This window comes from Laspinema palackyanum D2c, from assembly GCF_025370875.1.
Taxonomy (GTDB): domain Bacteria; phylum Cyanobacteriota; class Cyanobacteriia; order Cyanobacteriales; family Laspinemataceae; genus Laspinema; species Laspinema palackyanum.
The window spans coordinates 268307-295278 of the sequence record NZ_JAMXFD010000005.1; the positions used below are offsets into that span (position 1 = coordinate 268307).

A 26972-nucleotide genomic window follows, 5' to 3' on the forward strand; every position below is an offset into this window, starting at 1 on the left:
AAGTATTAGTAAATTAAAGGTTAACAACCGGAGGAAAATTTATGGACTTAGCAACTGCTTTTATTTCTGTTGATGATTATTTCCAACAGGAAGAAACTAGCCCCGTTCGCCATGAATATCTGGGGGGACAACTGTTTGCAATGGCGGGTGCCAGTGAGGAACATAATCGGATTGCTGCTAACCTTTGTACCTATTTAATCAGTCATTTACGAGGGAGTGGCTGTAAAACATTTATCTCGGATATGAAAGTAAAAATCCAAGTCGCCCAAGGGACGGGAGATATTTTTTACTATCCCGATGTTATGGTGACTTGTGACAAAGAAGACCGAGAAAAATTTTATAAAATTCACCCCTGTTTAGTTGTAGAGGTTTTATCTCTTTCGACGGAAACCATAGACCGCCGAGAAAAACGTCTTAACTATCAAAGTTTAGCGAGTTTGCAGGAATATGTGTTGGTTTCTCAAGACCAGATGCAGGTTGAGGTTTATCGACGCGAGGGGTCGGGAAATTGGGAGGTTGAACGATTAGGTCCGAATGATAGTTTAGAATTAAATTCTGTGGGTTTAACCTTGACTTTGACAGAAATTTATGATGAAGTATTTGCCGTTTAATCCTGTTTATTCCCGGGAGGTATATCGCTATTTTTTTTAATAAAATCTGTTTTGCCGGTTAGTAAATAAGCGAAGCGACAGGTCAACAATAAACCGGAAAAAGCGAGTCCGAGGACTAAGCCTAACCATAAGCCAACGCCGCCAAAATTTAGGCGTAAGCCGAGGATATAGCCACTGAAGAGGCCAATACACCAATAGCCCAAAAATCCAATTAACATGGGAATTCGGGTATCTTTTACGCCCCGCAAAGCACCGGCGGCTACCACTTGCATTCCATCAAAAATTTGAAACATGGCAGCGATGCCTAACAAGGATATTGCTGATTCCAATACAGGTTGATTGTCGGGATTTTGAATATCCAAATATAAGGCGACAATTTTATCCGGGTTGGTCCACAAAAATAACCCGGTGAGACTCATGAAACTTACCCCGATCGCAATGCCGACATATCCAGCACGTTTGGCACTACTCATATCTTGTCTGCCGATTGCTTGTCCAACTCTCACCGTGGTGGCAAGAGACAATCCCACGGGAACCATAAAGGTGATATTGGCGGTTTGTAAGGCGATGTTATGGGCGGCTAAGGTAACGGTTCCCAAGGTTCCCATGAGAAAGGTGGTGACGGCAAAAAGTCCGGTCTCTATGGCAAAGAGTCCGGCGATCGGCCAGCCAATTTTGACTATTGCCAAAAATTCTCGGGCATCAAACTGATAAGAAGTCCGAAAAATGTGATAGGATTTTAACCGGCGACTCAGGGCTAGAAAACTAGCAGCGGCGATAAACATTACCCAAAAAGATAGGGTGCTGGACCATCCAATTCCTGCTAAACCCAAGGCAGGTAAACCAAATTTGCCAAACATCAAAACATAATTTCCGCCAATATTCAGGGGAACGCAACTGGCGACGATCGCCATTATCGGGCGGGTATAATTCAGGGCGGAAAGGATATTGCGTAATACGGCAAATCCTACGGCAGCGGGAAATCCCCAAATTAGCGCCTGTAGATAGGTTTGCGCTAAGGCGACGGCTTTCGGGTCCTGTCCGAAGCGCAGCAACAGGGGACTGAGGTTCCAGATTAGGAAACCCATCGGAAGGGAGAGTGCTAGGGTTAACCAGAGTCCCTGAATGGTCAGGCGACTGATTCGGTGGAGTTCTCCGGCACCATGCGCGGTGGCTGCGATCGCCCCAACGGAGGACACCATCCCCGTAGAAATGAGGATGACGGTGAAAAAGATAATCGCACCTAAACCCCCTGCGGCTAATGTCTCACTGCCGAGTAACCCCATCATGACTGTATCCACAAATCCGGTGGCGGCTTGCGCCAGTTGGGCGGCAATCAGGGGAATTGCCAGGTACAGGGTGGCTTTGACTTCGGAGAAAACTTTGGACTGAGACAGACTGTGCATTAAAATAGTATCGGGGCAAGGGATATTTCCGTCAAGTTTTTCGGCGCTTCTTCAACCAGGGAACTCCGAGGAGGAGAATCAGCCCGATCGCCAATCCTAAAGCGGTACTGACAATCACCACATACTGGCTTTGACGGACGGCGATCGCAATATAAGCCCAAACAAACACCAAATTAAAGGCGGTATCCCCTCGTTGAATGGTGGCGACAGCGGCGATCGCAGCGGAAACACCTAGCATGATTACAGTCCAAAACACAAAGGTATTCGGGTTATCCCAACCCCAGGCATAGAGGGTACTAGCAATATTGACTACGGTGGCGACACTAATCCAAGCCAAATAAATACTTATGGGAATATTAATAAACCATTTTTCCCGAGGGGGAATTCGTTCTTTCCCTATCTGGAGGCGCAGATAAGTGAGAATCAGAGACCCTAAAATAATCAGCATGGCTAAAACGGACCAGCCAAACTGTAAATATTCAAACAAAAATACCCAAGCAATCTGGGCTAAACTGGCGAGAACCAGCAAGTAACTCATGCGCCTTAACCGAGGATGATGGCGTTGCGCCGGTAAGACTTGATAGATGCCAAAGCTAATCAGGGATAAATAAATTAGCCCCCAAATGGCAAAGGCGTAGTTAGCGGGAATAATTAAAACATCCCGAAACATTTGGTTAGAAATTTCGCCAATGGTGAGGCCATTAAAGGGGAAAAGATTGGCGATAATATTAGTAACAAAGGCAGCAAGAATCGCCAGCAACGTTGATACCGACCGGAATAGGTCAGAGTTAGAGCGTTCAGAGAGCTGTGTCATGGGCAATGACTCCTAGATTCTAAAGATTATCCTAGGCGATCGCCCCTGATTTTGCACTCTTCCTGTGAGGGTATTTCCCCTGGGTTAGTTGCAACTTTAGCTATGAGGCGGGAAATTTATCCCCCGCCCGGTGTTACAACTGCCCCCAAATTAAATCACAAACTCTTCTGTGACCCGATCGCGCTCTAAGGTAACCTGAATGCTATAGCGTTCTCCCGGTTGTCCACTTAACTCCATTTGTAGCCCGGAGTCAGCATTGCGGGCGACGACCTCATGGAGGCGATCGCCGTGGTGAGAGAGTAAACTCAGTTGTAACCCGGCGGGTAATTCCGGGCGATCGCCGGTGGGATAAACCTGGACTAATACCCCTGTTTCCCCGTGAGATTCGGCCTTAATAGTCACAATCAAGGCGATCGGGTGCTGGCTATTTTGAGGGCCTAATTGCAACGTTTTAGCCCGTTTTACTCCAGCGGTTTCCCGGATTAACGCCAGGGAATCTTCTTCCGGACAAAAGACCTCATCGATCGCCTGCCATCCCGGTTCAAATCGCTGCTGAAACCACTTTCCCAAATTCACCGGATTCTCCCATTCCTGCCCTTCTCCCCAGGTTTCTATCCAATCCCCCTCTACATCCTCGACATAAAGATTAACGTGATCCAGACCAAACCTGATTCGGTCCTCCTGTAAATCTTGAGCCGATTGAAGGGCTTGCCATGCTTTTTCGAGGCGGTCTTTACTTGATGTTTGGATTGTCGTACCCATATCTAAAGTCTTAAAAAAGGTTTGTTGTCCAATGAAATTATTAAGAAACCGAGTTTCTTAAAAACTGAATTTCAGATATTTTGACTCTTCCAGATGGCTGCTGTTATGCAACACCAAATTCACCACTTGACTCACGAATTCTTCTTTTCCCGGATTGTAACTCACAAAAATCCCCCGCTCTATATTCCAGTCTTTCAGGGTTTTTTTCCACTCTTCATACTTGTGTTCGGAAAAATCATCAGAGATGCTAGTCACTTGGACGCAAAGCGGTCGGCCCTTGTTGCTGCTGACGATCGCATCTGTTGCCATAGAAAAATCTGCCACATACCGTTGGACGAGGCTCCCTTCGCGAATCTTTATCTTTTGTGCGATTAGGTCAATCAGTTGAGCATCCTCCTGATTGAATTCTCCGGATCTTAATTTTTGTTTCCAAATGTAAAATTTGTTATCTTTTTCGTTAAACCACTTGGGGAACAGGAATTCATACCAATAACGGACCGGGGGAGTAAGCTGATTTAAAAATAATTCCCGTTCCTCATCGGTTAAAACTTTGAGCGCTAACCAAAATTCTGCATCCTTGATGACTTCGAGCAGAAACCCCATTAAAAATTTTTTCTGCATTAATAAACCCGGTCTCATATCTTTGATCCAACGCCAGATTTCCTCCAAACGGTACTCTAGCCCTGGATCCACAGAGGAAGCTATCCCCATGAGTTCCCTAAGTTTCGGCTCGATTTCAATCGCTTGCAAACACTCCCCCTACATCCGAAAAGCGCCTTTCCTGCATATATTCTGATCTTACTGTAAAAAGTGACCGACTGAGTAGAGGGGCGATCGCCCTCCCGATAGAGATTCGCAGTGAAATCCCACTCCGGTTGAACAGCGAAAGGGCACAGTTGAGTCAGTCGCCCGAGGGCGAACGAGCTCTACTGTAATTGCCACACCTTAATTGTATTATCTTGACTGCCACTTGTCAGCATTTTGCCATCGGCACTAATCGAAACCGAATTAATCGTATCCGAATGACCCTTCAGGGTTTGTAACAATTGTCCCGTCCCAATATTCCAAAGTTTCAGGGTACTATCCAGAGACCCTCCGCCACTCACCAAAGTCTGACCATCGGGACTAAAGGCGATCGCGTGTACGGCATCGGAATGTCCGAATAGTGAACGGACCAACTGACCACTACTCACTTGCCAAATCAGAATCGAACTGTCCCCACTGGCACCGGCAACCCACTGACCATTGGGGCTAAAAGCCACCGAACGAAACCGATACAACCCCCCTTCTAACGTGCGGACCACCTCTCCGGTTTGAGTATGCCAGATTTTAATCGTTCGATCAAAACTGCCACTGGCTAAGAGTTGACCATCGGGACTATAAGCCAGGGAAAACACCCAACCCGAATGACCGGCGATCGACCGAATCAACTCCCCAGTTTCTGCATTCCATAACTTAATCGTATTATCAAAACCCCCAGAGGCTAACTGCTTGCCATCGGGACTAAAGGTCACCGACATCACCCAAGCCGCATGATCCGACAGGGTATGTAAGAGCTTACCCGTACTCGTCTCCCAAACTTTAATCGTCCCATCGCCACTGCTACTGGCGACCTTACTACCATCAGGACTAAAAGTCACTGACCAAATTTCATTGGAATGACCGGATAAACTCTGACGGACCTGACCGGATTCTAGGTCCCATAGCTTTACCGTTTTGTCAACACTTCCACTGACTAGGAGGCGGCTATCGGGACTCAGCGCAATAGAATTAACCCCCCACAGATGACCCCCGAGGGTTTTCGCTAACGTGATCGGCTGTTTCGCTGCCAAGGGTTGAGCCGACACCGTAGAAATCCCAGTGAAGGGTTCCTCCGGGTTAGCCGGAACTTCGGGCATCACCACAGGACTGCCATAGTTCAACCAGAGTAAAGCGGAGACATTGGGAACTGTAAAGCCGCCAAATAGGTGAGTGGCTGTTCCCGCTAAGGCTAGGAAAAATCCACCCACTAGGAATTTTTGAGATGATTTCAGGGCTTTTTTGTAATGAAAGCGCGATCGCCCACTATGACGACTGTGACGACTATAATTTCTGGCACCATTTAATCGCAGCAGGCGAGTGGGAATCCTTGCTGCTGCTTGATAAGGTTGGATTCCACCCATCGGTTGAGGCGATCGCGCAGGCATAGGAGTTGAACCCCACGGTTGCTGCATCTCCTGTTCGATTTCCTCCAACCGCTTTAAAATTACCTGAGTATTTTGGGGCCGATTCCCCGGAAAAGGGGCCATCATGTAATCAATACAATCCGCCAAGGGATTCGTGGTGAATCCCGCCGTGGGACTTTGGCGACTTCCATCCGATCGCCACAAGAGTTGACCCGTCCTAGTATCTTCAGGAAAGGCATTGGGTTCTTTTCCGGTTAGCAGGAACACAAAGGTTCGTCCTAGGGCAAAAAAATCTGATTGGGGAACCGCTTTTCCATTTGCCTGTTCTGGGGGAGTGTAACCGGGGGAAACAATCCCCGTAATTTGATGACCTCCCCCCACTTTTGCCAGATAGGTTCCTGTCACCTCCCTCGCACTGCCAAAGTCAATCAACGCCAGTTGACCATTTGGCTGAAGCATGATGTTCGAGGGTTTGATATCGCGGTGGAAAAACTGCTGTTGATGGACAATATGTAAAATTTCTGCAAGCTGTTTCAACCAATTGAGGGCTTGATGCTGGGGAATCGGTAGATGATGGCGATCGGCCATCCATACCTCCAAATTCCGACCCTCAATTCGTTGCATCACCAGACAGTGTAACGGCTGCTGGCTATTTCTGGGCAGGACGGTAAAGTAACCCTCTGCTTCCACCCGGGGAATACCGGGGTGATTCAAATGGCTTAAAACTTGAGCTTCCCGCTGAAACAGGGCGATCGCCTTGGGGTTATCATCAGTCAGGACCTTCAGAACCTTCAGGATGCCCCCATCATTCACCTCAAAGGTTTGACCAAACCCCCCTTCCCCCAATAATCGCCCAATCCGATAGCGCCCTTGGAAAATCAAAAGCGAACCACAATGCCGACAAATGCGGTTCTGTGCATTTAAGGGGTCAGCCCGATTGGGGCATTTAGGATTGAGGCAATAACTCACAGCAACTCTATCCAACGATTGAGGATACCTTGATTATCCTAACTTTCCCCGGGAAAAAACAACTATCCTCGGTCATATTGTCTTGATCAAGAAACGACTGGGGAGATGGGGAGGATGGGGAAGATGGGGAAGATAGGGGAGATGGGGAGGAAGTTTGTAGTAACGACTTCAGTCGTTGCTCTGCTGTGATGGCGATCGCCATCACAGCAGCAATCTCAGGGTCTACCACCTACCTGCTCGGGAACTGGAGGCAGAGCTTGACATGGGGCGTTACGAAAGCGATCGCTTTCGTAACGAGGAAACGACTGAAGTCGGGACGTTGAACGTGAAGAAAACGACTGAAGTCGTTACTACAAACTTCCCCATTTCCCCCATCTCCAAAAAAAAGGGGCCAATTGCCCCTTTAGTCGGATTCTTCAGGTGATGAGTGCAACCCGATCGCTTATGCGTCTGGTTCCACGCGACCGTAAAATAGACCGCGAATCTTCACCTCTACAGGTTCTTTCGCACCTAAATCAGTATCCGAAGACTGTTCGCTGACGAAAATACCAGCAATTTCCCCAGTGGCACTATTGACTTTAGAAACACTCAGGGAAATATGACCTTTACCCTGTAGTGCACGCTTGACGTTAGAGCGATTCAAATCTGCTGCATCAGAACTGGCAGGCAACGCCACCGCGTTATCATATCCAGTGGCTCCACCACGACCTTTAGGATCAAGGAAAGAAGCAGAACGATAGGAAGGAACGGTATAGTCCCCTTCAAAGTCAGTCGAGGTATTAATGCTATCAAGTCCGGGCTGACTTTTTGCCGTGAGACCTTTGACGGTGAACAAGAAAGGAACTTCTTCACCACCGGGAAGCATGACGGTGATTGCTTGGAAGTCAATCCCATCTTTTTCCACAAAGGTGAAGCTGCCATCGTTGCCCAAAGTCAAGGGTCCTTGGATTTGAGTCAAGGAAGAGGTATAACGAGTCAACGGTTTGCTGGGAATATATTCGGCTTCTTTCCGTTTATTGGATCCTTCTTCCAGAACGAAATATTCCGTTGGTTGCAAACACAGATCACTCAGCAAATAAGATTGGCTGCCATCAATGGGAATTGCACCCCGAGCGGTTTCTGCCAATTCTGGACAGCTATTTGCTAAACCTGTGTTTCTGATATCATCATAGGTGAGTTCTTGACTCCCCACCGTCGGCCCTTCACTACAAGCCGTTAGCACGCTCAAGCATACTGCTAGAAATGCGACAATTAAAGCGCGATACCTCATGGTCAACCTTTATTTCAAAATTTGACAATCCCACCAGGGGTTAATCTTCCGTTTGGGTTCAACTTCGTTCGGACGACCGAACCCAAACCGTTAAGCCTTTGCAAGTTCGATTCAGAACTAATGAGTAAACTTACTCAATCTATGACAACGAAATGCCTACCGCAGAAACAACGACCGAGCAACCCAAATCCTCCATCGGTTTTGTCAGTTGTGGCACCCTCGGAAAATAGTGCGGGCGTTTTTGTTCGGCCATCCGGGATTGAGGAGGTAGCTTCTAGGTCAGTCACCTGGATTAGGTAATCTGACCGGAAGAGATGATCTCCTGGGTCCGTTTCAGCTTGCTACGGCGACAAGGCGACTCCAACTTCTCAGGGAAGCGGGAATTCTCCTGTCGAGGTTTAAGCATTTTACGTTGCTTTTAGATGCCATAGAGCATTTTACCGAAATAAGCACCCATCGTAACGTAGGTTGCTTTTAATTCTTTTGGAGAGGGGAAAGAATGCAAGGGGTGTGATCCCCAGACTGTATTTTCAAAGAATCCAATGGTATTTTCATCAATGCCAGAATGCACCATTTATCGGGATCCTTAAACCGGCGGTTGGGAAAAGACTGGTGGGTGGAGTCTCTCCGGGTTCATCTGGGTAACCCTCCTGAGCGATCGCCACCGGGACCGAAGCGTTTGACTAAGAACTATGGTGTGATCCGGTTTACCTCTGAATGGATGCTAGGGCGTTGCTACAGAATTAAAAGGTACAAGAAACCAGGTTTCTGGCCCTAATTTGGTAGCAACGCAGGCAGAGAGTTTTTAAAGAAACCCGCTTTCTACCCCATCCGGTCCCCATGCTCTAGGAATAGAGGGGGTCGGGGGGCGATCGCCTCGGGAACTCCTGATTTTTGACCCACCCTCAACGGATCCCGTTTCTCTCCCTCGGCACAAAGTTAGATAAAATATCAAATTTGATAGCTCTAGACTCCCAGCACAAGCCGGTGAAAGCCCAGCTTAAGAATTGGAATGTTTACGCGCGACCTTGAGGCAAAAAACTACATGGACTTGAATACAAATCTTGACTCCGACGGCAAACTACCCAATTTAAGCAGTACGATTGAAGACTTGCGTCTTGTCGCCAATCATTATCAGGGGGATTGTCTGGCACTCTTGGAGTTACTCCGGACTTTAGAGCAACTTCATCGAGAAATTTGCGAAAGTTTGTTTTTGGAATCGCTACCGAGTAACCGACAGGCACTTTACAACTTGTTGCGAGACATCGAAACCTCTGGGGGGTGGCCCTACATCCAGCGGATCAAGTTGCGATCGCTCCTGGACGTTTTATCAGAAGCTGCTGCGGATCATACCCCGGATATTGAGGATTTGGGGAGGGTTGACGGAGAATGACGACTCTGGGGAGGGGGATTTTCACCCTCCCCTTCCCACCCTTACCGGGCTAACTTTTTACCTTGAAAACCCCTCAAATTGCCTGTTTTTGAGCTGTTTTCTCGGCTCGCCCTCTGGGAAGATTTAGGAAGGGTTGGGTCCATCCGGATCTCGACCCTCACGAGGGTCCCTGCTCCGGATTGAGACGATCGCCGGGTCAATCCACCGAGGCGATCTCCTCTACCCTGACTCACTGCTGCTGTAGAGTTTCAGTCTCTCCAACTCCCTCTTCCCTACTCCCGCATCCCTCTCGTTAAATCAGTGCCAGGGTATCCGTATTATCCAAGGCCAAAAAATCAGATCCACTGCGGATATTCTGATTAACATTGGATGCCAGAGTGTCTTGTGCAGGTGTTGCAAATAAATTCGCCAAACCCGTCTCAAATAGATTATTAGTCGCTGTAGAATTCTGAGTCGTCGAAGTCGTATTATCTTCCACTGGGGGACGTTCGATAGAAATCGCTTTTCCAGAACTATCCACAAAATCAGCCCCGGTGAAACCAGAGGCGGACACTCCCGATATCAGAGCCACAATCCGTTGCGTATCTCTAAGCAAAATAGCGGTACTAGAGGTGAGACTATTATCTGGACCAACATTCGTAATATTTTTAAAGTCCAGATCTCCGAATTCTAAACCCTCCTCTAAGGTTAAGAAATCCTCTTGAGGGTTATAGTCAGTAATCAGATCTACCCCAGCATTTAACTGCAACACAAAATAATCCGATCCAGTGCTGCCAGTCAAGGTATCCGCACCTAATCCACCGAAGAGCCAATCACTTCCTGCACCTCCAAAAAGGCTATCATCCCCACGTCCACCATAGAGGGTATCTTCGCCTTCTCCCCCATCTAAGGTATCGCTACCCAGGTTGCCGTTTAAAATATCATTTCCTAAATCTCCAAATACCAGGTCATTTCCGTCTTCTCCAAACAGACTATCGTCATCGCGTCCACCATAGAGGCTATCGTCTCCCAGTCCCCCGAGGACCAGATCGTCGCCTTTATTGCCAAATAAGACGTCATCCCCTGTTTCTCCAAATAGGGTATCATCCCCATTTTCCCCAAGGAGGGTGTCGTTATCATCCCCACCCTGTAAAACATCATTTCCATCTCCCCCGTAGAGGATATCCCGTCCCGCCTCTCCTAATAGCAGATCGTTTCCCGATTCCCCAAATAGAGTGTCATTGTCTAAGTTTCCAAACAGGGTGTCATTCCCACTGCCACCATAAATGACGTCATTTCCTTGACCCCCAAACATGAAGTCATCCCCTTCCCGGCCAATGATAAGATCTGCCCCCTGGTTACCGTTGAGGGTATTATTTCCTGAGCTTCCGTCAATTGTGTCTTCACCTTTTAAGCCCAAAATTGAATCGGATTCAATGGTTCCCAAGATGAGTTCAGCCTGATCTGTGCCAATGATATTAGCCATATTCGATTACGGGTTTCCTGAATTTACAAGAGAATAAAACGAACTCAATTATTTTAGCAGTTTTAAGGATTGCGCCCGGTGGCCCAGTCCCTGAAAAATTACCAAATATTTACATTTAGACAAGCACCTTCGGTCTATTATTGGTCTACCCGATCGCTGTGAAGCTGGCAATTGTGTCGATTCATGAACTCTAGGTCTAAAATTTCTCACAAATCTCTCCTTTAAAGGGGAGTAACTTTTGCTCACTAACCTGTTTTAATTTGTTTGATCTCTCCAGTTTTTTGATAAAATCTTAAACGCTTAGGACAGAGATGACTCGGTAATCACCGAGTGCAAAACCTTATGGGTCAATCTATATTTTGCTCTGATTCTCTGAGGGTCGATTAGGATCCTGGCTAAGTCGATATTTCTTTAACAATTATTGTGGTTTGAGGCACTTTCTTTATGAGTTCTGCACCCATCTCTCTCCCGGTGAATGGTAGCCCGATTAAGTTTGGGACCGATGGTTGGCGTGGTGTGATTGCCGCTGATTTTACCTTTGAGCGGGTGGTCCGGGTGGCGGCGATCGCCGCCCAGGTTTTAGAGGAAGTTTACGGACCCTCCACGGGAAGCCGAACCATTATCGTCGGGTTCGATCGCCGTTTTATGGCGGAAACCTTTGCCCAAGCAGCGGCAGAGTCCATCCAATCTGTCGGGTATGACGTCATGCTCTCGGAAACCTACGCCCCAACCCCCGCCTTTAGTTGGTTAGCCCACCAACGCAAGGCCCTCGGCGCAATTGTCTTAACCGCTTCCCATAATCCAGCAGCCTACCTCGGCTTAAAAGTCAAGGGCGCATTTGGAGGTTCAGTCCCTCCGGAAGTCACCCAACGGATCGAAGCGCAACTGGCAAAAGAAAACCCTCTAGGGTCTGCTTCCCCTTCTCCAGGAAAATTAGAGACGTTCAATATCTGGCCGAGTTACTGCGAAATGCTGCGCTCAATGGTGGATATTGCTCGGATTAAAGAGGCAGTCGCCCAAGGTCAACTCACGGTATTTGTTGATGCCATGCATGGGGCGGGTGCGACCGGATTGGGTAAAATCCTGGAGGTCCCCGTACAGGAAATCAACAGCGATCGCGACCCCCTCTTTGATGGCGGTGCCCCAGAACCCCTGCCGCGCTACCTCTCCTCCCTCTTCCGCCAGATGCGAACTCACCGGCGATCGGTCAACCCTGGTTTATCCGTCGGATTTGTCTTCGATGGCGATGCCGATCGCATTGCTGCCGTCGATGGCGATGGCACCTTCCTCAGTTCCCAAATCTTGATCCCCGTCTTAATCGAACATCTGGCGAAACGGCGCGGATTTATGGGGGCCGTGATCAAAACCGTCAGCGGTTCCGACCTAATTCCCCGAGTCGCCAAATTGTACGACCGGCCCCTGATGGAAACCCCGATCGGCTTCAAATATATCGCTGATCGGATGCTGGAAAATCGCGTCCTGATTGGCGGCGAAGAGTCTGGCGGCATTGGATATGGCACCCATGTCCCAGAACGGGATGCCTTGCTTTCCTCCCTGTACCTCCTAGAGGCGATCGTTCACTCCGGCTTAGAATTAGGCACCCTCTATCGTCGCGCTCAGGACCAAGCTGACTATCACTTCAGCTATGACCGCATCGATTTACCCCTGCGTAGTATGGCCGTGGCCGATCGCCTGCGAGAACAACTCAAAACCACCACCTTGAAGGAAATCGCCGGTCAATCTGTAGTGGATTGTCTAACCATTGATGGCTACAAATTCCGCTTAAGCGATGACAGTTGGCTGCTGATTCGGTTTAGTGGGACTGAACCCGTTTTGCGACTCTATTGCGAAGCGCCTACCCTGGCCCAAGTCCGTGATACCTTAGCTTGGGCCAAACAATGGGCCGAGGGGGTTTAGCTTACAAGAGTAAGTTTTTTACGTTCAGGGGGACCCCACCCTAACCCGGACCAAGACTCAGGGGAGGGGACCATCAGGTGCAGTACCCTAACCCTCCCCTCGGAACCGTTGCTACCGTATCCCTGTTTTGACTATGACTTTAGAATCACAACCTGAAACGCAAAAAACCTTGGTGGTTGCCACGAGCAATCCCGGTAAGCTGGAAGAAATGGAGGCCTATTTGGGAGACTTGGGCTGGGAATTGCAGCTCAAACCCCCGGAAATCGACGTGGAGGAGACCGGCGAGACCTTTATGGAGAATGCAGTGCTTAAGGCGTCGGAGGTGGCGATCGCGACGGGACAATGGGCGATCGCTGATGATTCCGGGTTGGCTGTAGATGCTCTCGATGGCAGTCCCGGAATTTTTTCCGCTCGCTATGGTGCAACGGATCAGGAGCGGATTGAGCGCCTGCTGTTTGAGTTAGGCAGTGAACTGAATCGAGAGGCCCAGTTTGTCTGTGCAATCGCGATCGCCCGTCCCGATGGTTCCATTGCCTTACAAGCTGAAGGCATTTGTCCGGGCCGGATCCTCCACCGTCCCCGGGGAAATAACGGGTTTGGTTACGATCCAATTTTTTACCACCCCGAACAGCGTCAGTCCTTTGCGGAAATGGACCCCGAGACTAAAAAACGGCTGAGTCATCGCGGTCTGGCCTTTAAGATTCTCCTGCCTGAATTAGCTACCCTAGATTTTTCATAAAAAATCCCCCTCCAACTGAGGTTGGGGGGAGATTTGAAAAGAACGGAGAATTGAGTCTCAATTGGGGAGTCTTAATTCTTTCTCAAGGTTCTAAATGGCTTCCAGGTTCTTTTCTCCGGTGCGAATCCGGACGATTTCATCCACAGAGGAGATGAAAATTTTACCGTCCCCAATTTCGCCAGTTCTAGCGGCAGCAACCACTTTGTCCACCACGAGATCCACCATGTCGTCATCGACGACAATCTCCACTTTGAGTTTTTGCAAAAATTCTACGGTGTACTCAGAACCGCGATACCGTTCAGTTTGACCTTTTTGCCGTCCGAACCCTCGGACTTCTGAAACAGTCATCCCTACTACGCCTGCGTTAACTAAGGCGATTTTTACTTCGTCGAGTTTAAATGGCCGAATAATGGCTTCTACCTTTTTCAAGCTTCTGACTCCTCACGCTGTTGAACTGCTGATTGCGTAACCTGCATCGTACCTTAGTATCACCGCCCTGTCCTGGGTTTTTGTAGTTTTTGATACAGAAATTCGGGATTAAGGTGCCAGTTAGGTTGGGACCCAGGAAAATTGCGGGGGTCAAGCTACTAAGTTGATCCCAGCTAATCGCCCTCGGATTGGCGATCGCCCCAGAAGAAAGCCTAGACTTTGGGTTCTTGGAATTCAAACCCATGCGCATCGGCATATCGGTGCAAAAATCTCATCACCCGTTCCCAGGATTCATCCGAAGTCACCTCAAACGAACATTCAGCTTGGGAGAGATTGTCATCATCCACAAATTGAAATTTCATGCCATTGGGAATGACTGTAATTTCCCCTTCTTCATCATACAAATTTAAGGTTTCTATTTTATTAATAAAACTTCGGCCTTTTTCCATAGCCTGAACCCGTTCAAAGAACAATACTACGGTTTTCGTTCCCGAGTTTCGGCCTTTTCGCAGACTAATTCCGCCGAGTTCCTCATCTAATCCCTTGATAAATTGTATGGAGACACTCACGAGTCGCACCCGCCTAAACGTCTCCCTTATCGTAGCATTTTTATCGGGGCGATCGCTCTGAATATTTACCCACTCTAGGGTTTGACTTCTCTCTTGCACTAAAAACCCGCACGCACCCTCAAGGGTGGGGCGGAAAGCGGACAAAGCCCCAGAAGCGCGGGATCAACAGAAAATGGGTTTGAACCCGATTTGGTATCCAACCCTAAATGAGCATAAAAAATGGCCCTCAATTCTCGCTACAGCCGAGGGACGTTCATGGAGATTTTGTTCCCTTCGAGGATTCTGGGGGCCGGAAAAATAAATGGAGAGATGAAAAGCCAAAGGATGCTGACAGGTTGAGAAAAAAACCCCAATAGGCAGCATCCGAAATATCAAATCGGACAAAATGAATAATAAAGATACCGTACTCACTGCTTAAAGTTAGAAGCAGGTTTTTTTATAAGGGGGAGGGAGTTCAATCGATAAGCTGGAGCCATCCCCGGCGGACGTTATAAAGCACTCGGTCAATGATGGCTTGTTCGTCTTCGCTCAAGCAATCTTTTAAAAGAGCGGCTTTAAGCTGTTGGCGATCGGCACGAGTCACGACATTAGAGAACATGACTTGACCGTATAATTCTTCCAGCGGGACTTGAGACATGGCTGCGGTTAGTTCCATTGTTCTTTTGGAAACCTATAATTTCCACTGAAAATCCGTAGGATCAATATGATATAGATCATAGCGATTCTGCTTTTCTACGATGCGATCGCATCCGCCTGATGGGTGTGATCTAGATCGCGACCCCCGAGGATCTCCGTCATTGAAGTAGACCGGAAAACCGTATATTGAAAAAACGGCTAGGGAAGGCCAGTCTTCCGTTGCCAGAGACGCCTCATTTCGGGTCTCTACACCCGCTCCAGGTGGGACCCCACTCTAACCCCCGTTCCCAAGGGAACCGGAGTCGGAGTGGGAGTCTGTATTTTCACCGCTGAGGTCTCCCAATTGTCTACACTGAATACAAGCACCATTATCTCTGGTTCAAGCTCACAAATCCGAGTTTTTATGATTGACAGGAGCAACGTTGGCGGTCTACTCGGCGTTTTTGGCCCCTCCAGGGTAACCAAGCGCAAATAATAACAGGCAGAAGGGGATATGTTTAATACCACGGAAATCTTGATTGATGACTTCGTGCGCCAGCTTAAAGCAGGCTATGCCCGGACATACGGGGGTTTGAAACCAGACTATGCGGATATTATCGGTTGGGCGGGCCACATGGCCCTAGAGAACCTGGCAAATACCGATGCCTTGTACCACAATATCGAACACACCATTAACATCACGTTAGTGGGACAAGAGATCTTGCGGGGGAAACACATCCGTGAGGGGGGCGTTTCTTGTGAAGATTGGCTGCACTTTATCATTTCTCTGGTCTGCCACGATATCGGCTATGTCAAAGGGGTTTGCAAACAGGATCAAACCGCTGCCGGGATCTATGCCACGGGTTGCAATGGCGAAACGGTAACTCTCCCGGAAGGGGCGACCTCTGCCAGTTTGACTCCCTATCGAGTCGATCGCGATAAGTTGTTTATTCAAGAGCGCTTTGGCGGTCATAAACTGATTGATGCCGAAGCCCTCAAGCGGAATATTGAACTGACGCGGTTTCCCATGCCGATCGTTGAGGATTCTCAGGAATCTGGCACTTATCCGGCACTGGTGCGGGCGGCGGCCCTAGTCGGCCAACTCAGCGATCCCAGATATTTGAAAAAAATTAGTGCCCTGTTCTATGAGTTTGAAGAAATAGGCATGAATGCAAAACTGGGGTACGAAAACCCTGGGGATCTGCGGGCTAAATATCCTCGGGTTTATTGGGAAAGCGTTTATCCTTACATTCAGGAGGCCCTACCTTACCTAGGGTTGACCCAACAGGGACAACAGGTTTTAGCCAATCTCTATGCCAATGTGTTTGTGATCGAGCATGAAAATTTGCACTGATGAGGATCCAGTGGAAAACCTGGGTAGGGTGTGAAAATTTTTTACCCCAGAACGCAGCAAACAACTCGCGGTGCGATCGCAGAGTCAAGATTATGGCTTAAAATGGAAAGGTTGTCAAAAATTTGAGTCATTCAGGTTATGGCGGTTCCCAAGAAGAAAACCTCGAAATCCAAGCGCGATAAACGCAAAGCGACTTGGAAGAACAAAGCAGCTTTGCAAGCTCAAAAAGCCCTGTCCCTCGGCAAGTCGGTATTGACCGGACGTTCTACGGGTTTTGTCTATCCTTCTGACGAAGATGACGAGGACGAAGAATCCTAAAGGTAGGGGTTCGTTGATGGTCAAGACGCGGGCGATCGCGTCTTGCTATCAGTTCAGGGCAAAAATCAAGCATGAAGCATTGTCATTTGTCAAGTGCTTGATGCTTAATTTTTTAGGAGGCTGAAACGCCAGTCTTGGCAGCAGGCAAAATGATCATCGCGTCCCCAAAGGAATAAAAGCGATACTCCTGCGCGATCGCCTCCCGATACAACCCCAACAGGCGATCGCGCCCTATTAATGCACTCACCAACATCAGCAAACTTGAGCGCGGTAGATGAAAATTGGTAATCAATCCATCAACGACCCGCCACTGATATCCCGGATAGATAAATAAATCCGTCTTGCCACAAAACGGCTGCAATTCCCCGGAGACTGCTGCACCTTCCAGCGATCGCACCCCGGTGGTCCCCACCGCAATCACTCGACCCCCCCGCGCTTTCGTCTCGCGGATTTTTTCCACGGTTTCCGGCGGTACTTGCACCCACTCTTCATGCATTTGATGGCGGGTGACATCCTCAACTTCCACCGGGCGAAAAGTGCCAACTCCGACGTGCAAGGTAACAAAGGCCCGATTTATTCCCTGGGCTTCCAGGCGATCGAGCAATTCTTCCGTAAAGTGCAACCCCGCAGTGGGTGCGGCTGCGGATCCCGACTCTTCGGCATAAACCGTTTGATATTGGTCCGGTGAAGCGACAGATTGGGTAATATAAGGCGGTAACGGCACCTGTCCATAAGACTCCAGTAACTCCCGGACGGACGTCCCCGGTGTCGCTTCAAATTGTAAGATTCTCCCCCCAGTCCCGTCATCAGTCGCTAACACAGTAGCCGACAATGTGGAGTTTGAGAGAGGTTCGCCCTCTGGATGGTCTGGCGCAGGAAACTGAATCAGCGCCCCAGGTTTTAACCGCCGCCCCGGTTTGACTAATCCGAGCCACTGGTTCTCCTCTTGTTCTTCTAACAGCAGGACCTCAACAGGGGTACCCGTGGATTTATAACCGTAGAGTCTAGCGGGCATCACCCGAGTATTGTTGAGAACCAGTAAGTCACCGGGTTCTAGAAGTTCTGGGAGGTCTCGGAATCTCCGATGCTGGTGACTGGTGGGTGAATCCACCACGAGCAACCGAGAACTATCCCGAGGGGTGACCGGATTCTGAGCGATGCGGTCGAACGGCAGGTCGTAGTCATATCCGGATAGGGTGCGATCGCCCCCGGTATTACTGTGGGTTGGGCCGTTGAGGGTATTGACCGGGGCTGTTAGGCTCTCAGAATCGATTTCGTTAGGGAACATACTTGTCATCCCAAAAAGGGATTTATTCGGTTGAATCTGTGCTAAGATAGAAAATTATAATGTAAAGTTTGGCGAATTTAACTTTTATTTTTAAAATTGGCTAAATTGAATAAAAGGGGAGTGAAGGGATTAGAGAAACCTGGGGATAAATACCTAAGATAGCTTAAGAAACGTTTAAAGAAAGGTAATCCCTGGGTAAGTGTAAGAACTTGGGTAGACTTCCCCATATCATCAGAGGGATCTTACCCATGTTAGAAAAACCAGGCGATCGCCACAATAGAAGATGGAGCTTTGATAGTTATGAGATCGAAGGATGAACAGGACAGGGGTGAATTGGATCAAAGCCGATCAAACCCTAAACAAAGTTGGCAAAATCTCCGGATTTTTCCCACCGAAGACCTCCTCTAAAGTCACATCTCTCAGAAGGTTCAATTCTTCCCTACTTCAGTTGGGTCTCTTTTAAATTCCATGAGAACGCAAAGCATCTGGATTCCTTTCCTGGCAACGGCCTGAACTCATGTAGCCAAGTTTTCCCTGGCGCTACCAAGTCCAAGGGCTAGAGTTATTAACGCTTTGCTAGGGATGGGGAAAACTAGGTTCCTGAGCCAACAAGCAATCAACTAACCCACCGGACAAACCAGATGACTCATTATTGTCCAAGAATACGGAAATTGGTGAAGATGGATTACCTCTATCACCTGGCGAATGCCAGTCTAACCCTAAGAGTTGCGGAATATCTTAACACAAGCGCGAATCTGCCGGTTCGCTTTCTGAGCGTGATTCATCAAATCGATGGATGGATTGTGCGGGTGAAAATGAATCAGCCCCTCAAACGGCAGCAGGATGGGGATTTTCGAGCCTTTATGAATGAATTAGGAATCCCCGGCCAACCGAGTATCCGCTTGCAAATGGCGCTCTGGGCCTTGGAAAATGAACAGTCTCCCATTGAGGTGATGCGCCGCTATCAGATTGCGGTTGTGTCTCACGGTCATCCTGATTTGAGTGAAATTGAGGAGTTTCGCGAACAATTTGTGCAAGGGTTGGGGTATTGTCCGGAAACTTTAGCATAATCCGGGCCAATTCCTACAAGGGAACTCTCGTCACCGGGAAACAGGAGGCTGTTGCGATCTTAGGCATCGAACGCTCCACAAATATAATCATGCAGGGTAAAGCAATAATCTCCAATGGGTTGGGGTTGACCGAGGCAGATGGGATTCTGTGGCGGTGAAGGTTGACCTGGGCGATCGCCTGGGAGGTTAACCCCCGACTGGGACGATCGCCTTTGGCGCTGATATTGGACCAACGCCACATCAAACCGGCAGGGAAACTCAGCGAACTCCGGATGTTCCGCTAAAAATAACTGGGCGGTTTGGATCAGTTTGGCCTGCTTCCCGGACGAAATTGCCAAGAGACCCCCGGCATCCCAACTCCTGGGCGATCGCGTTTTGACCTCCACAAATGCCAACAGACCCCCCTCACTCCTGACCAAATGAGGGGAAACATCTCCCTTGACAAATGATTTACTTTGTGTTGTATAACCAGACTGCCAAGCAATCAGATCAATTTCCCCCCACCGACAGCGCCAACGCCGCGCCCAAATCTCCCACCCTGTATCCAGTAACCATTGAGCTACCAATGCTTCACCCCACAAACCCGGGTTGGGTCTAGGGTCGGCCAGGATACTCAACCAAAGGGGAGAAGAAGCACACATCCGACAACTCCAGGGTTACGCTTGCTGATAAAATAACAACGGATACTTGAATTTTCTTTGTCTTAAAAACTCATCCCTCCCATCGCGCAGGAGTCACTTTTGGATCGACGAAACGAACGTATGAAAAATTGGTTTTGTAACTGGGGTTGGACTCGGGTCATGAGTCTGGTTGTTTCTGTACTGGTTTGGAGCTCAGCAGTCGGAACCTTCGCCACCCTCACCACGGCTTACCCTCCCGAGGCTCTCGCCCAAAACTATAACAAAGAAAACCTCCTCGGCGCGGATTTTTCCGGTCGCGACCTCACCCAAGCCAGCTTTAACCACGCGAACCTCCGCAAAAGTAACCTGAGTCATGCCAACTTGCAAGGGGCCAGCCTATTCGCCGCGCACCTAGAAGAGGCCAATTTAGAAGGCGCAAACCTCAGCAACACCACCTTAGATACGGCAAGGTTTATCAAAGCCAACCTCAAAAATGCCATTCTCGAAGGGTCTTTTGCCTTCAGTGCTAAATTTAACGGGGCCAATATCGAAGGAGCAGATTTTACCGATGTCTTCCTACGCGATGATGCTACTGAAATCCTCTGTGAACTTGCCAGCGGGACCAATCCGGTGACAGGACGCAACACCCGCGATACTCTTTATTGCGATTAAAACGGGTTTGGGTGAAGGATTGACAATGGGGGGCAATTGAAGGGGGCGATCGCCAGTTTTTCCTTCTCCTCGGAGGTAGTTACTCCAACCTCCTACAGTTCTGCGTCCTCTAACTCGAGACTAAGGCAACTTCTCCCTAAAGATAGATGTCCGGTCTCTTTAGATTCAGATAAAGTAAAAACATAGAAAATCGAAATAACACAGACCTCAAAGGTCTTTTTAACAAGTCACTATAATAGGCAGTCCTGTCAGAACAATTCTGGCAGGATTGTTGCTTTAAAATCCCCCCTTTCTCTAAAAGTTTGGGGGGATTAATTTGGAATTATAGCGGTTCACGGGATCTCATACGGAATGCGGTTGGAATAGGTCTTTAAAAAGAAGTTGAGCAATTGTAGGCCCTTCGACTCTTCGACAAGCTCTGAGTTCTGAGCCCTGAGCCCTGAGCTAGTCGAAGGGCCGAAGCCTGTCCTGAGCTCTGAGCCGGTCGAAGAGTCGAAGGGGGTCGAAGGGTCGAAGCCTGTCCTGAGCCCAGCCGAAGGGAGTCGAAGGGCCTAGGATTTTTAATACTTTTAACAACCGGATTTAGGATCAGGGTTCAGATATTTAGAGCAGTGCGAGCATCTTGCGGATATTTAGAGCAGTGCGAGCATCTTGCTCGCTCTTGTTCTAGCGAGCAAGATGTTCGCACTCCTGATGTTTTAAAATGCTCGCACTCCCTGTGTTTTAAGCTTCGCGAGTGCGGGCTAAATATTGTCCGACTTGGAGACGAACATCTTTGAGTTCGAGAATGACCGATCGCGTAATTAACTTACCCGATTCCACCACAACTTGACCCGTGATCGGATGTAATAGATCTTGTTCCGTGCGCCGTCCGATCAGGGCCTCGATATCTTCAATCGCATCGAGATACATCCCCGTCGGGACTTCGACCACTACCCCCTCGCCGAGGATTCGGGACTGACAGGCGAGGCGAGAGTTAGTTTTAGCGGTGGTGATCACCTCTAGGGTGCGTTGTTCTCGGCGTCCCATTGGAGAGACACTCTCCATACCTTGTTTTATAAACACATGACAGGTGGCACATAATCCTCGCCCTCCACATTCTTTGAGGACGTGGAGATCTTCAGCAAGTAGGGCCGAGAGAATGTTAGCATTTGTCTGAACTTCGGTATCTTGGGCGATTGGTTCTAAACGAACAATTTTGACCATCTTAATTGGGTGATTGGTGGTGGGTTGTAGGATTGATTCCGAGTTACGGTAGATCCGGTTTTGACTTTGAGGATAATGGACAAGGGGACGGGCCTTTTTTTGAACTTAACCCTTGACAATTAAAGATTATTATGATTACCCCGACGGATTTAAACGTTGATGCACCCTGAAAGCTGGCTCAATCTTAATTATTGTGACATTGGCGGTCCAAGTCAGGATATGCGAGGCCCGGTGGGAAGCGGTCATTTGCGGGCAAAGGGATTTACGATAGGAAGGGGCAATACACCTGGCGAGTCAGGATGACTCATCAGAGGACAGAGCGATCGCATGATCAAGACAGGATCAACAAGGGAGAGAGGATGGACCGGACTAACCAATCCGATGAAGGGCCGAATATAGGCTATCTGAAAGGAAGTCGTCCCTCGGGACCCGCAACACCCAAGGAATTGCGGCAACTCCAAAAGCAACTGCCCAAATATCGAGTTTTAGCATTAGTCGGGCAGGGACAATTTGGCAAAGTCTTTTGTGCGATCGAGCGCAAAACCGGCCAATTGGTGGCCCTCAAAGAACTGACTCACCTGCGTCTACCCACCCATAAATTTTTGCGGGAACTGTTGTCCTTACTCACCTTGCAACATCCGCATATTGTCACCTGTCGCGCCTTAGAACAAACCCCTGCCGCCCGATATGTGGTGATGGACTACTGTGAAGGAGCAACCCTGCGCGAACTCCTGGAAGCAAACGCTTCCTTGAGTTTAGGGGAAGGGATGGAATTAATCCTCGGGATTCTGGCGGGATTAGAATGCGCTCATGAGGCGGGAATCATTCACTGTGATATCAAACCGGAAAATATCCTGTTGAGCGTGAAAAAAGGGGCCTGGTTTGCGCGCCTCTCGGATTTTGGCATTGCGCGGCGCTTCGGCGAACTGCAAGGGAGTCGTCGGGGGGAGAGTGATGAACTCGAAGCAGTGGGGGCGACGGCTTATGCGGCCCCCGAAGGCTTTTATGGCTTGTACTCTCGGGGGGCGGATATTTACTCGATGGGGATTTTGCTGTTTGAACTGCTGCTGGGATATCGACCCTTTACGGGAAAACCTGGGGACCTGATGTGGGCGCATTTGAATCAGCGCTTGCAGGTTCCCGAACAGGTGCCTTTGCCCTTGCGGTTAATCCTGGAAAAAGCCTTAGAGAAACTCCCGGCGCGGCGGTACGCCAGCGCCGCGCAAATGGCACAACAGATTAAAGCGGCGATGAATGAACCCGGGGTACGACTCTTGAGCGATCGCCCGTTACCCTTGAACGAGTCCCCGATGCCGAAAATGCCGGAATGCCCCAGCAGCCAACAGTCCCGCATTCCCCTATCCGTCCCCACCACAGCATTAGTCTCCCAGGAGGGCTATCTCTACGCGGCCCACGGGAATCAGGTAAGACTCTGGCATCAACTAGCACTCCCCCCCAAGGTGGTGGATTTTCCCGATCGCGTGACCGAGGTTCTGCCAGTAACGGGGGGCTGCTGGGTGAGTACCGGACGTCGGCTGTATTGGCTGGCGATCGCCAAGGGTCAACCCCAACATCAACTCACCTGCGATCGGGAATTTCGGATGGCGATCGACCCAGACTACCGCTGGTTAGCCATTGCCGTACCAGGGACCCTCAACTTTTATTCCCTCGCCACCCTCTCCCCCACCGGATTTAAGGCCCCAGACCATCACTGCCCAATTCCTGACGATGAGCTGCCTAGGATCCTGTTTCTCGACTCCAAACATCTCCTGGCGATCCGGGATGACTCCGGCCCTAACCAGGGCCGGACCCTGTTCGAGGTTTATACCCGTCGGGGAACCCGAGTCGGGTCTGAATCCTTTCAGGGCATTTTAGACCCGGTGATTTTAACCGAACAACCCTATACCCTGGCGGGAATTACCCGTCACCCCAGACCCGCCTTGTGGCAGATTCAACTCTGGCCCCTGCGGGTCCGTCGGCTACCCTTAGCAACCCTCCCGGTTTGTTTATCCGTCGTCCCTGGGGGTGGGGTGACTGCCGATGAGAATGGGCAAATTCTCTGGTTTAATCATGACTTAGAGCCCTTGGCTGCGATTCAAGGACCCGGGTCCCCCATCGCCCTTGCTGCCGCCTTCAATTCCGGAACCCAAATGCCACCGAGTCCCCTGAATTTAGCGATCGCCACCCGGACCGAAGTCGGCGGCGCGATCCACTTCTTCCAGATCGATGGAAGGAAACTTTATGAGTAAACCCCAACAATTAAACCCGGAACATCCCCCTTTTGACCCCTTAAAGGTCCGGCAGACCATTCTCAAGCTAATTCCCCCAAAAACCGGCCCGGAAGTCGGGGAATTTTGCTTAGACCCTTCGGCGATCGCCGCCTGGGAGAAACTGATTGCGAAAGTAGCCGAAATGCGGCGACCCGAAGTTGTCCACCGCTTTGACTATCCCCCAACTCCGGAAATCCTCACCCCCTACCTCCTCCCAGAAGCTTGTCAGGTCCTCGATTCCTTTAAACAAGCGACGGTTCTCACCCCAGAACCCAACCCCGACCCAAACACAGCCCCAAAATCCCGGTTTATCCCCCTAGAAGACTGGATTCCCGAACTTCTCTGGTATGCCGTCCGCAGTTCCGAAGCGGTGATGCGACTGATTAGCGGGATTCCGGCGAATATGTTCCAACCAGAACAGGGATGGGACGGGGGAATGGTGCGACTGGTGCTCGGATTACGGGGAAAGAGTGGGGATTGCCCCTGGTTTTTTGACCTCGCCAGCGATCGCCCTTGTCCCTACCCTGGCGAATTAGTCCCCCTCGACCCCGAAACCACCCGGATTCAGTCCGATGCTGTTGCCTCCTTGCGTGAGTCCCTGAGACTGGGGGACTTCCTCTCCCAACTCCGCCAACAACTGCACCTCACCACCCCAGAACTCGCCCGCTTCCTCCAACCCACTCCAGTAGAATTCCTCCAACCCGGGAGTCCCTGGCAGGTGGGCGAGATGCAACTCACCTTAGAGTTGGCATTTGTCAGGGATCCAGAACTGGAGTTCTTCTCGGAACCCTTTTCAGACCCGGATCACCCCACCTCTGCGAAAATTCGCCCCTGTCAACCCCTGGTAGACTATCCAGATTCCTCCAAAACTCCCGGGACTTCTGATGGGGGAATTGCTGCTGCGGTCCTTCCCCTCCTCTGGGACTGGCAAGAAAAGAGTCATGGTATCCCTGGAAGTAACAACGGAGGGGAGGGGTCGGAATTGATTCCCTTATTCGTGGCGATCGCCAGTCGTCTCGTGGATACCAAACCGTCTCATCCCGTTATCCCACCCCCTCCGGCAGAGATTTCCATCGATGAATTAGCCTCTCAACTGTTATGGAAGATGCTAGGGTCAGGTTTAGAGGTCATGCAATGGATGGCAGGAGTCCAAACCCGCATCCTCCAACCGGAACGAGACTGGGAAACGGGAATGGGACGACTGGTGGGAATTTTGACCGTGGAAACCCCGAAGTTCTCGTGGGTAATCGATATTGCTACCGGACAGACTCCCAGTCCGATCACACCGTTGGCCCCAGGGACGGTGATTCAATCGGACCGGAGTGGGTGGTATTCTGAAGCGATCGCCCTGGAACAGTTATCCGCCCGATTCTGGGCCGGGTTTTCCGGGGTCTCGTTGCCTTCCACTAAAGGGAACACTAGCGTTGATCCCGTAGAAACCCTGGTGACAGCTTTGTTAGACCCGGAGGATACTTTAGCCGTAGAAATCTGCTCATCCCAGCAACACTGGCAATCTGGGTGGGCGCAGTTATCCTTGGCGATCGAATTTATTCCCAGTTAACCGATGGAAGTTTACACTTACGCTTTTTTAAAAACACCCCCGGTTGAGTTAGAACTCCCCCTCGGAATTGGCCAATTGGTGCAACTGGTTCCCGGGAAGGAGATCTGTGCTGTGGTGGAACTTGATGTGGATATTAACCGCTTGCAAGGGGATGATGCGCTGTTGGTTCAGGCGATCGTCGCCCACGATCGCACCCTAGGAGAATTGTTTCAGCAACAGTGCCTGTTACCCCTGCGATTTGGGACCCTATTTCGGTCTCTCCAGGCGCTACAAGAGCATTTAGTTACTCGGGAAGCGGAATATTTAGAGAAACTCGATCGCTTTGTTGGTCAAGGGGAGTACATTTTAAAATGCTTTAAGCGTCCTGAACCCGAGTTTGAGATTTCCACTGAGGTGCGTGGCAAAGCCTATTTACTGGCGAAAAAACAGCGCTATCAGGCTACCCAAGCCTTTCATAATGAGCAATCCGCCCAGTGGGACTGGATTCGCGGCCAAGTGGCGCAATGGTATCCCCAGGCGATCGCCTCGGACCTGGAGGATCAAAGCCATCGGATTTTTCTGTTAGTTCATAAGCAGGAAGAAGCTTTACTCTATGAACGATTCCAAGAGTGGCAGCAAACCTGTTCCGCTTGGGAGTTACAGTTGGGGGATGCCCTCCCGCCTTATCATTTCGTCTAAGGGAACTCCAAAAAATAAAACCCGCAAAACGTTCAACGTCCCCCCTTGACGGGGTTTCTTCAAAGATGACTCAATCAAGGAGTCACTACAAACCTTTATATGATTTATATTTTGCAATCCCCTAAGAGGCTGCTGGCACCTGTGAGCCCCCGCTAGTTACCCCCTCTCAGCAGATTTACGGAAATATTAAAAATTACATCAATTCCTTGCCGGAAAGGGCTGCGATCGATAACACTAGACATAGAAAAGCCATAAAAATTGGGCCTGGGTTCAGGACGAGGGGGATGCCATGCAAGCTATCAATTCAAAATTACAAGAACTGATTAACGACAACGAGGGGCAGTATCTGAGTTCCGGGGATTTGCAAGGGATGAAACGATATCTGCAAACCTTTGGAGAACGGGTGAAAACCTACGAAATGTTGCGAGAGAAGGGAGACCTGCTGGTTCGTCATGCTTTGAAAAAGTTTATGTCCCTGCATCCAGACATTATGCAGAAGCACGGACAGCGCTGCTATTACGATATGACTCAGGTGATGCGATACAGTGCCTTAGCGATTCTCAAAGATGACCCGCGCTTTTTTAATGATTCCTTGGTGTTGTGGCAATGTAATATTTTGACGGCCTATCAGAGACAAAATTCCTGTGGGGTAGCCTATCGTTGTTTGAAAGAAACGACTCATGCTCATTTACCCAGTAGTGCGAATCAGTACCTTGATCCGTATATTAATCGGATGATTGAGGCCTTAGATATTCCCCCGAAACTGATGGCCAATGTGCAGAAAGCGGCGATCGCCAACTAGCATTTCCCC

General features: G+C 49.5%; 27 protein-coding genes. 13 read left to right on the forward strand and 14 right to left on the reverse strand.

All coding sequences use genetic code 11. The features are described 5' to 3' along the window. Positions 1-41 precede the first annotated feature (41 nt). A complete protein-coding gene (locus NG795_RS09335; protein ID WP_367288387.1) occupies positions 42-611 on the forward strand; it encodes a Uma2 family endonuclease in 570 nt (189 codons plus the stop codon). Here the strand turns inward: NG795_RS09335 and NG795_RS09340 are convergent. The 5 genes from NG795_RS09340 to NG795_RS09360 all read right to left on the reverse strand — a co-directional run bounded on the left by NG795_RS09340 (position 608) and on the right by NG795_RS09360 (position 6727). Further along, positions 608-2017 (reverse strand): MATE family efflux transporter, encoded by a 1410-nt coding sequence (locus NG795_RS09340; RefSeq protein WP_367288388.1) that lies wholly within the window; start codon positions 2015-2017, stop codon positions 608-610. The genes NG795_RS09335 and NG795_RS09340 overlap by 4 nt on opposite strands. 31 nt (positions 2018-2048) lie before the next feature. Further along, positions 2049-2831 (reverse strand): TspO-related membrane protein, encoded by a 783-nt coding sequence (locus NG795_RS09345; RefSeq protein ID WP_367288389.1) that lies wholly within the window; start codon positions 2829-2831, stop codon positions 2049-2051. Positions 2832-2981: 150 nt separating this feature from the next. Continuing rightward, on the reverse strand, positions 2982-3593 hold the full coding sequence (locus NG795_RS09350; RefSeq protein ID WP_367288390.1) for a DUF1822 family protein: 612 nt from the start codon (positions 3591-3593) through the stop codon (positions 2982-2984). 57 nt (positions 3594-3650) lie between these two features. Beyond that, positions 3651-4304 (reverse strand): hypothetical protein, encoded by a 654-nt coding sequence (locus NG795_RS09355; protein WP_367288391.1) that lies wholly within the window; start codon positions 4302-4304, stop codon positions 3651-3653. Positions 4305-4519: 215 nt separating this feature from the next. Next, complete coding sequence (locus NG795_RS09360; RefSeq protein ID WP_367288392.1) at positions 4520-6727, reverse strand: protein kinase domain-containing protein; 2208 nt, start codon at positions 6725-6727, stop codon at positions 4520-4522. 175 nt (positions 6728-6902) lie between these two features. On the opposite strand from NG795_RS09360, the gene NG795_RS09365 reads away from it, so the two are divergent. Then, on the forward strand, positions 6903-7151 hold the full coding sequence (locus NG795_RS09365) for a hypothetical protein (protein ID WP_367288393.1): 249 nt from the start codon (positions 6903-6905) through the stop codon (positions 7149-7151). Positions 7152-7169: 18 nt separating this feature from the next. On the opposite strand, the gene NG795_RS09370 is transcribed toward NG795_RS09365, so the two are convergent. Together NG795_RS09370 and NG795_RS09375 are read right to left on the reverse strand one after the other, a co-directional pair. After that, entirely contained in the window at positions 7170-7997 is an 828-nt protein-coding gene (locus tag NG795_RS09370; RefSeq protein ID WP_367288394.1) for a photosystem II manganese-stabilizing polypeptide, read from the reverse strand. A 418-nt stretch (positions 7998-8415) separates the two neighbouring features. Further along, positions 8416-8571: a hypothetical protein gene (locus tag NG795_RS09375; RefSeq protein ID WP_367288395.1), complete on the reverse strand. Its 156-nt coding sequence runs from the start codon at positions 8569-8571 to the stop codon at positions 8416-8418. Positions 8572-9042: 471 nt separating this feature from the next. Between NG795_RS09375 and NG795_RS09380 the strand changes: the two genes are divergently transcribed. Next, the gene (locus NG795_RS09380; RefSeq protein WP_367288396.1) at positions 9043-9390 is read left to right on the forward strand and encodes a hypothetical protein; all 348 of its coding nucleotides are present in this window, start codon (positions 9043-9045) and stop codon (positions 9388-9390) included. Positions 9391-9682: 292 nt separating this feature from the next. On the opposite strand, the gene NG795_RS09385 is transcribed toward NG795_RS09380, so the two are convergent. Continuing rightward, complete coding sequence (locus NG795_RS09385) at positions 9683-10855, reverse strand: calcium-binding protein (protein ID WP_367288397.1); 1173 nt, start codon at positions 10853-10855, stop codon at positions 9683-9685. 444 nt (positions 10856-11299) lie between these two features. Here NG795_RS09385 and NG795_RS09390 point away from each other — a divergent pair, with 444 nt between their 5' ends. Both NG795_RS09390 and rdgB read left to right on the forward strand, forming a co-directional pair. Further along, positions 11300-12772, forward strand: a complete 1473-nt coding sequence (locus NG795_RS09390) for a phosphoglucomutase/phosphomannomutase family protein (RefSeq protein WP_367288398.1) — start codon at positions 11300-11302, stop codon at positions 12770-12772. A 133-nt stretch (positions 12773-12905) separates the two neighbouring features. Beyond that, complete coding sequence (rdgB, locus tag NG795_RS09395; protein ID WP_367288399.1) at positions 12906-13511, forward strand: RdgB/HAM1 family non-canonical purine NTP pyrophosphatase; 606 nt, start codon at positions 12906-12908, stop codon at positions 13509-13511. A gap of 90 nt (positions 13512-13601) precedes the next feature. Here rdgB and NG795_RS09400 read toward each other — a convergent pair whose 3' ends face one another. The 3 genes from NG795_RS09400 to NG795_RS09410 form a co-directional block, all read right to left on the reverse strand. After that, positions 13602-13940, reverse strand: coding sequence for a P-II family nitrogen regulator (locus NG795_RS09400; protein ID WP_015151491.1), 339 nt, complete (start codon positions 13938-13940; stop codon positions 13602-13604). A 212-nt stretch (positions 13941-14152) separates the two neighbouring features. Beyond that, a complete protein-coding gene (psb28, locus tag NG795_RS09405; RefSeq protein WP_367288400.1) occupies positions 14153-14608 on the reverse strand; it encodes a photosystem II reaction center protein Psb28 in 456 nt (151 codons plus the stop codon). Positions 14609-14963: 355 nt separating this feature from the next. After that, positions 14964-15164: a hypothetical protein gene (locus NG795_RS09410; protein ID WP_015151489.1), complete on the reverse strand. Its 201-nt coding sequence runs from the start codon at positions 15162-15164 to the stop codon at positions 14964-14966. 474 nt (positions 15165-15638) lie between these two features. Here NG795_RS09410 and NG795_RS09415 point away from each other — a divergent pair, with 474 nt between their 5' ends. Beyond that, entirely contained in the window at positions 15639-16478 is an 840-nt protein-coding gene (locus NG795_RS09415; protein ID WP_367288401.1) for an Npun_R2479 family HD domain-containing metalloprotein, read from the forward strand. A gap of 138 nt (positions 16479-16616) precedes the next feature. Next, positions 16617-16796, forward strand: a complete 180-nt coding sequence (gene rpmF / locus NG795_RS09420; protein WP_015151487.1) for a 50S ribosomal protein L32 — start codon at positions 16617-16619, stop codon at positions 16794-16796. Positions 16797-16908: 112 nt separating this feature from the next. On the opposite strand, the gene queA is transcribed toward rpmF, so the two are convergent. After that, positions 16909-18084: a tRNA preQ1(34) S-adenosylmethionine ribosyltransferase-isomerase QueA gene (queA, locus tag NG795_RS09425; protein WP_367288402.1), complete on the reverse strand. Its 1176-nt coding sequence runs from the start codon at positions 18082-18084 to the stop codon at positions 16909-16911. 680 nt (positions 18085-18764) lie between these two features. Between queA and NG795_RS09430 the strand changes: the two genes are divergently transcribed. Beyond that, the gene (locus NG795_RS09430) at positions 18765-19154 is read left to right on the forward strand and encodes a hypothetical protein (RefSeq protein ID WP_367288403.1); all 390 of its coding nucleotides are present in this window, start codon (positions 18765-18767) and stop codon (positions 19152-19154) included. Between the two features lie 59 nt (positions 19155-19213). Here the strand turns inward: NG795_RS09430 and NG795_RS09435 are convergent, their stop codons facing one another. Continuing rightward, the gene (locus NG795_RS09435) at positions 19214-19795 is read right to left on the reverse strand and encodes a YraN family protein (protein WP_367288404.1); all 582 of its coding nucleotides are present in this window, start codon (positions 19793-19795) and stop codon (positions 19214-19216) included. A 159-nt stretch (positions 19796-19954) separates the two neighbouring features. Here NG795_RS09435 and NG795_RS09440 point away from each other — a divergent pair, with 159 nt between their 5' ends. Beyond that, on the forward strand, positions 19955-20446 hold the full coding sequence (locus NG795_RS09440) for a pentapeptide repeat-containing protein (RefSeq protein ID WP_367288405.1): 492 nt from the start codon (positions 19955-19957) through the stop codon (positions 20444-20446). 723 nt (positions 20447-21169) lie between these two features. On the opposite strand, the gene NG795_RS09445 is transcribed toward NG795_RS09440, so the two are convergent. Next, positions 21170-21652, reverse strand: coding sequence for a 2Fe-2S iron-sulfur cluster-binding protein (locus NG795_RS09445; RefSeq protein ID WP_254565854.1), 483 nt, complete (start codon positions 21650-21652; stop codon positions 21170-21172). 359 nt (positions 21653-22011) lie between these two features. Between NG795_RS09445 and NG795_RS09450 the strand changes: the two genes are divergently transcribed. The 4 genes from NG795_RS09450 to NG795_RS09465 all read left to right on the forward strand — a co-directional run bounded on the left by NG795_RS09450 (position 22012) and on the right by NG795_RS09465 (position 26963). Further along, positions 22012-23901 carry a serine/threonine-protein kinase gene (locus tag NG795_RS09450; protein WP_367288406.1) on the forward strand — a complete coding sequence of 630 codons (1890 nt, stop codon included), beginning with the start codon at positions 22012-22014 and terminating at the stop codon, positions 23899-23901. Next, positions 23894-25483 (forward strand): hypothetical protein, encoded by a 1590-nt coding sequence (locus tag NG795_RS09455; protein WP_367288407.1) that lies wholly within the window; start codon positions 23894-23896, stop codon positions 25481-25483. Before NG795_RS09450 ends, NG795_RS09455 begins: the two co-directional genes overlap by 8 nt. 3 nt (positions 25484-25486) lie before the next feature. Then, on the forward strand, positions 25487-26161 hold the full coding sequence (locus NG795_RS09460) for a GvpL/GvpF family gas vesicle protein (protein WP_367288408.1): 675 nt from the start codon (positions 25487-25489) through the stop codon (positions 26159-26161). A 289-nt stretch (positions 26162-26450) separates the two neighbouring features. Further along, the gene (locus tag NG795_RS09465) at positions 26451-26963 is read left to right on the forward strand and encodes a globin family protein (RefSeq protein ID WP_367288409.1); all 513 of its coding nucleotides are present in this window, start codon (positions 26451-26453) and stop codon (positions 26961-26963) included. Positions 26964-26972 lie beyond the last annotated feature (9 nt).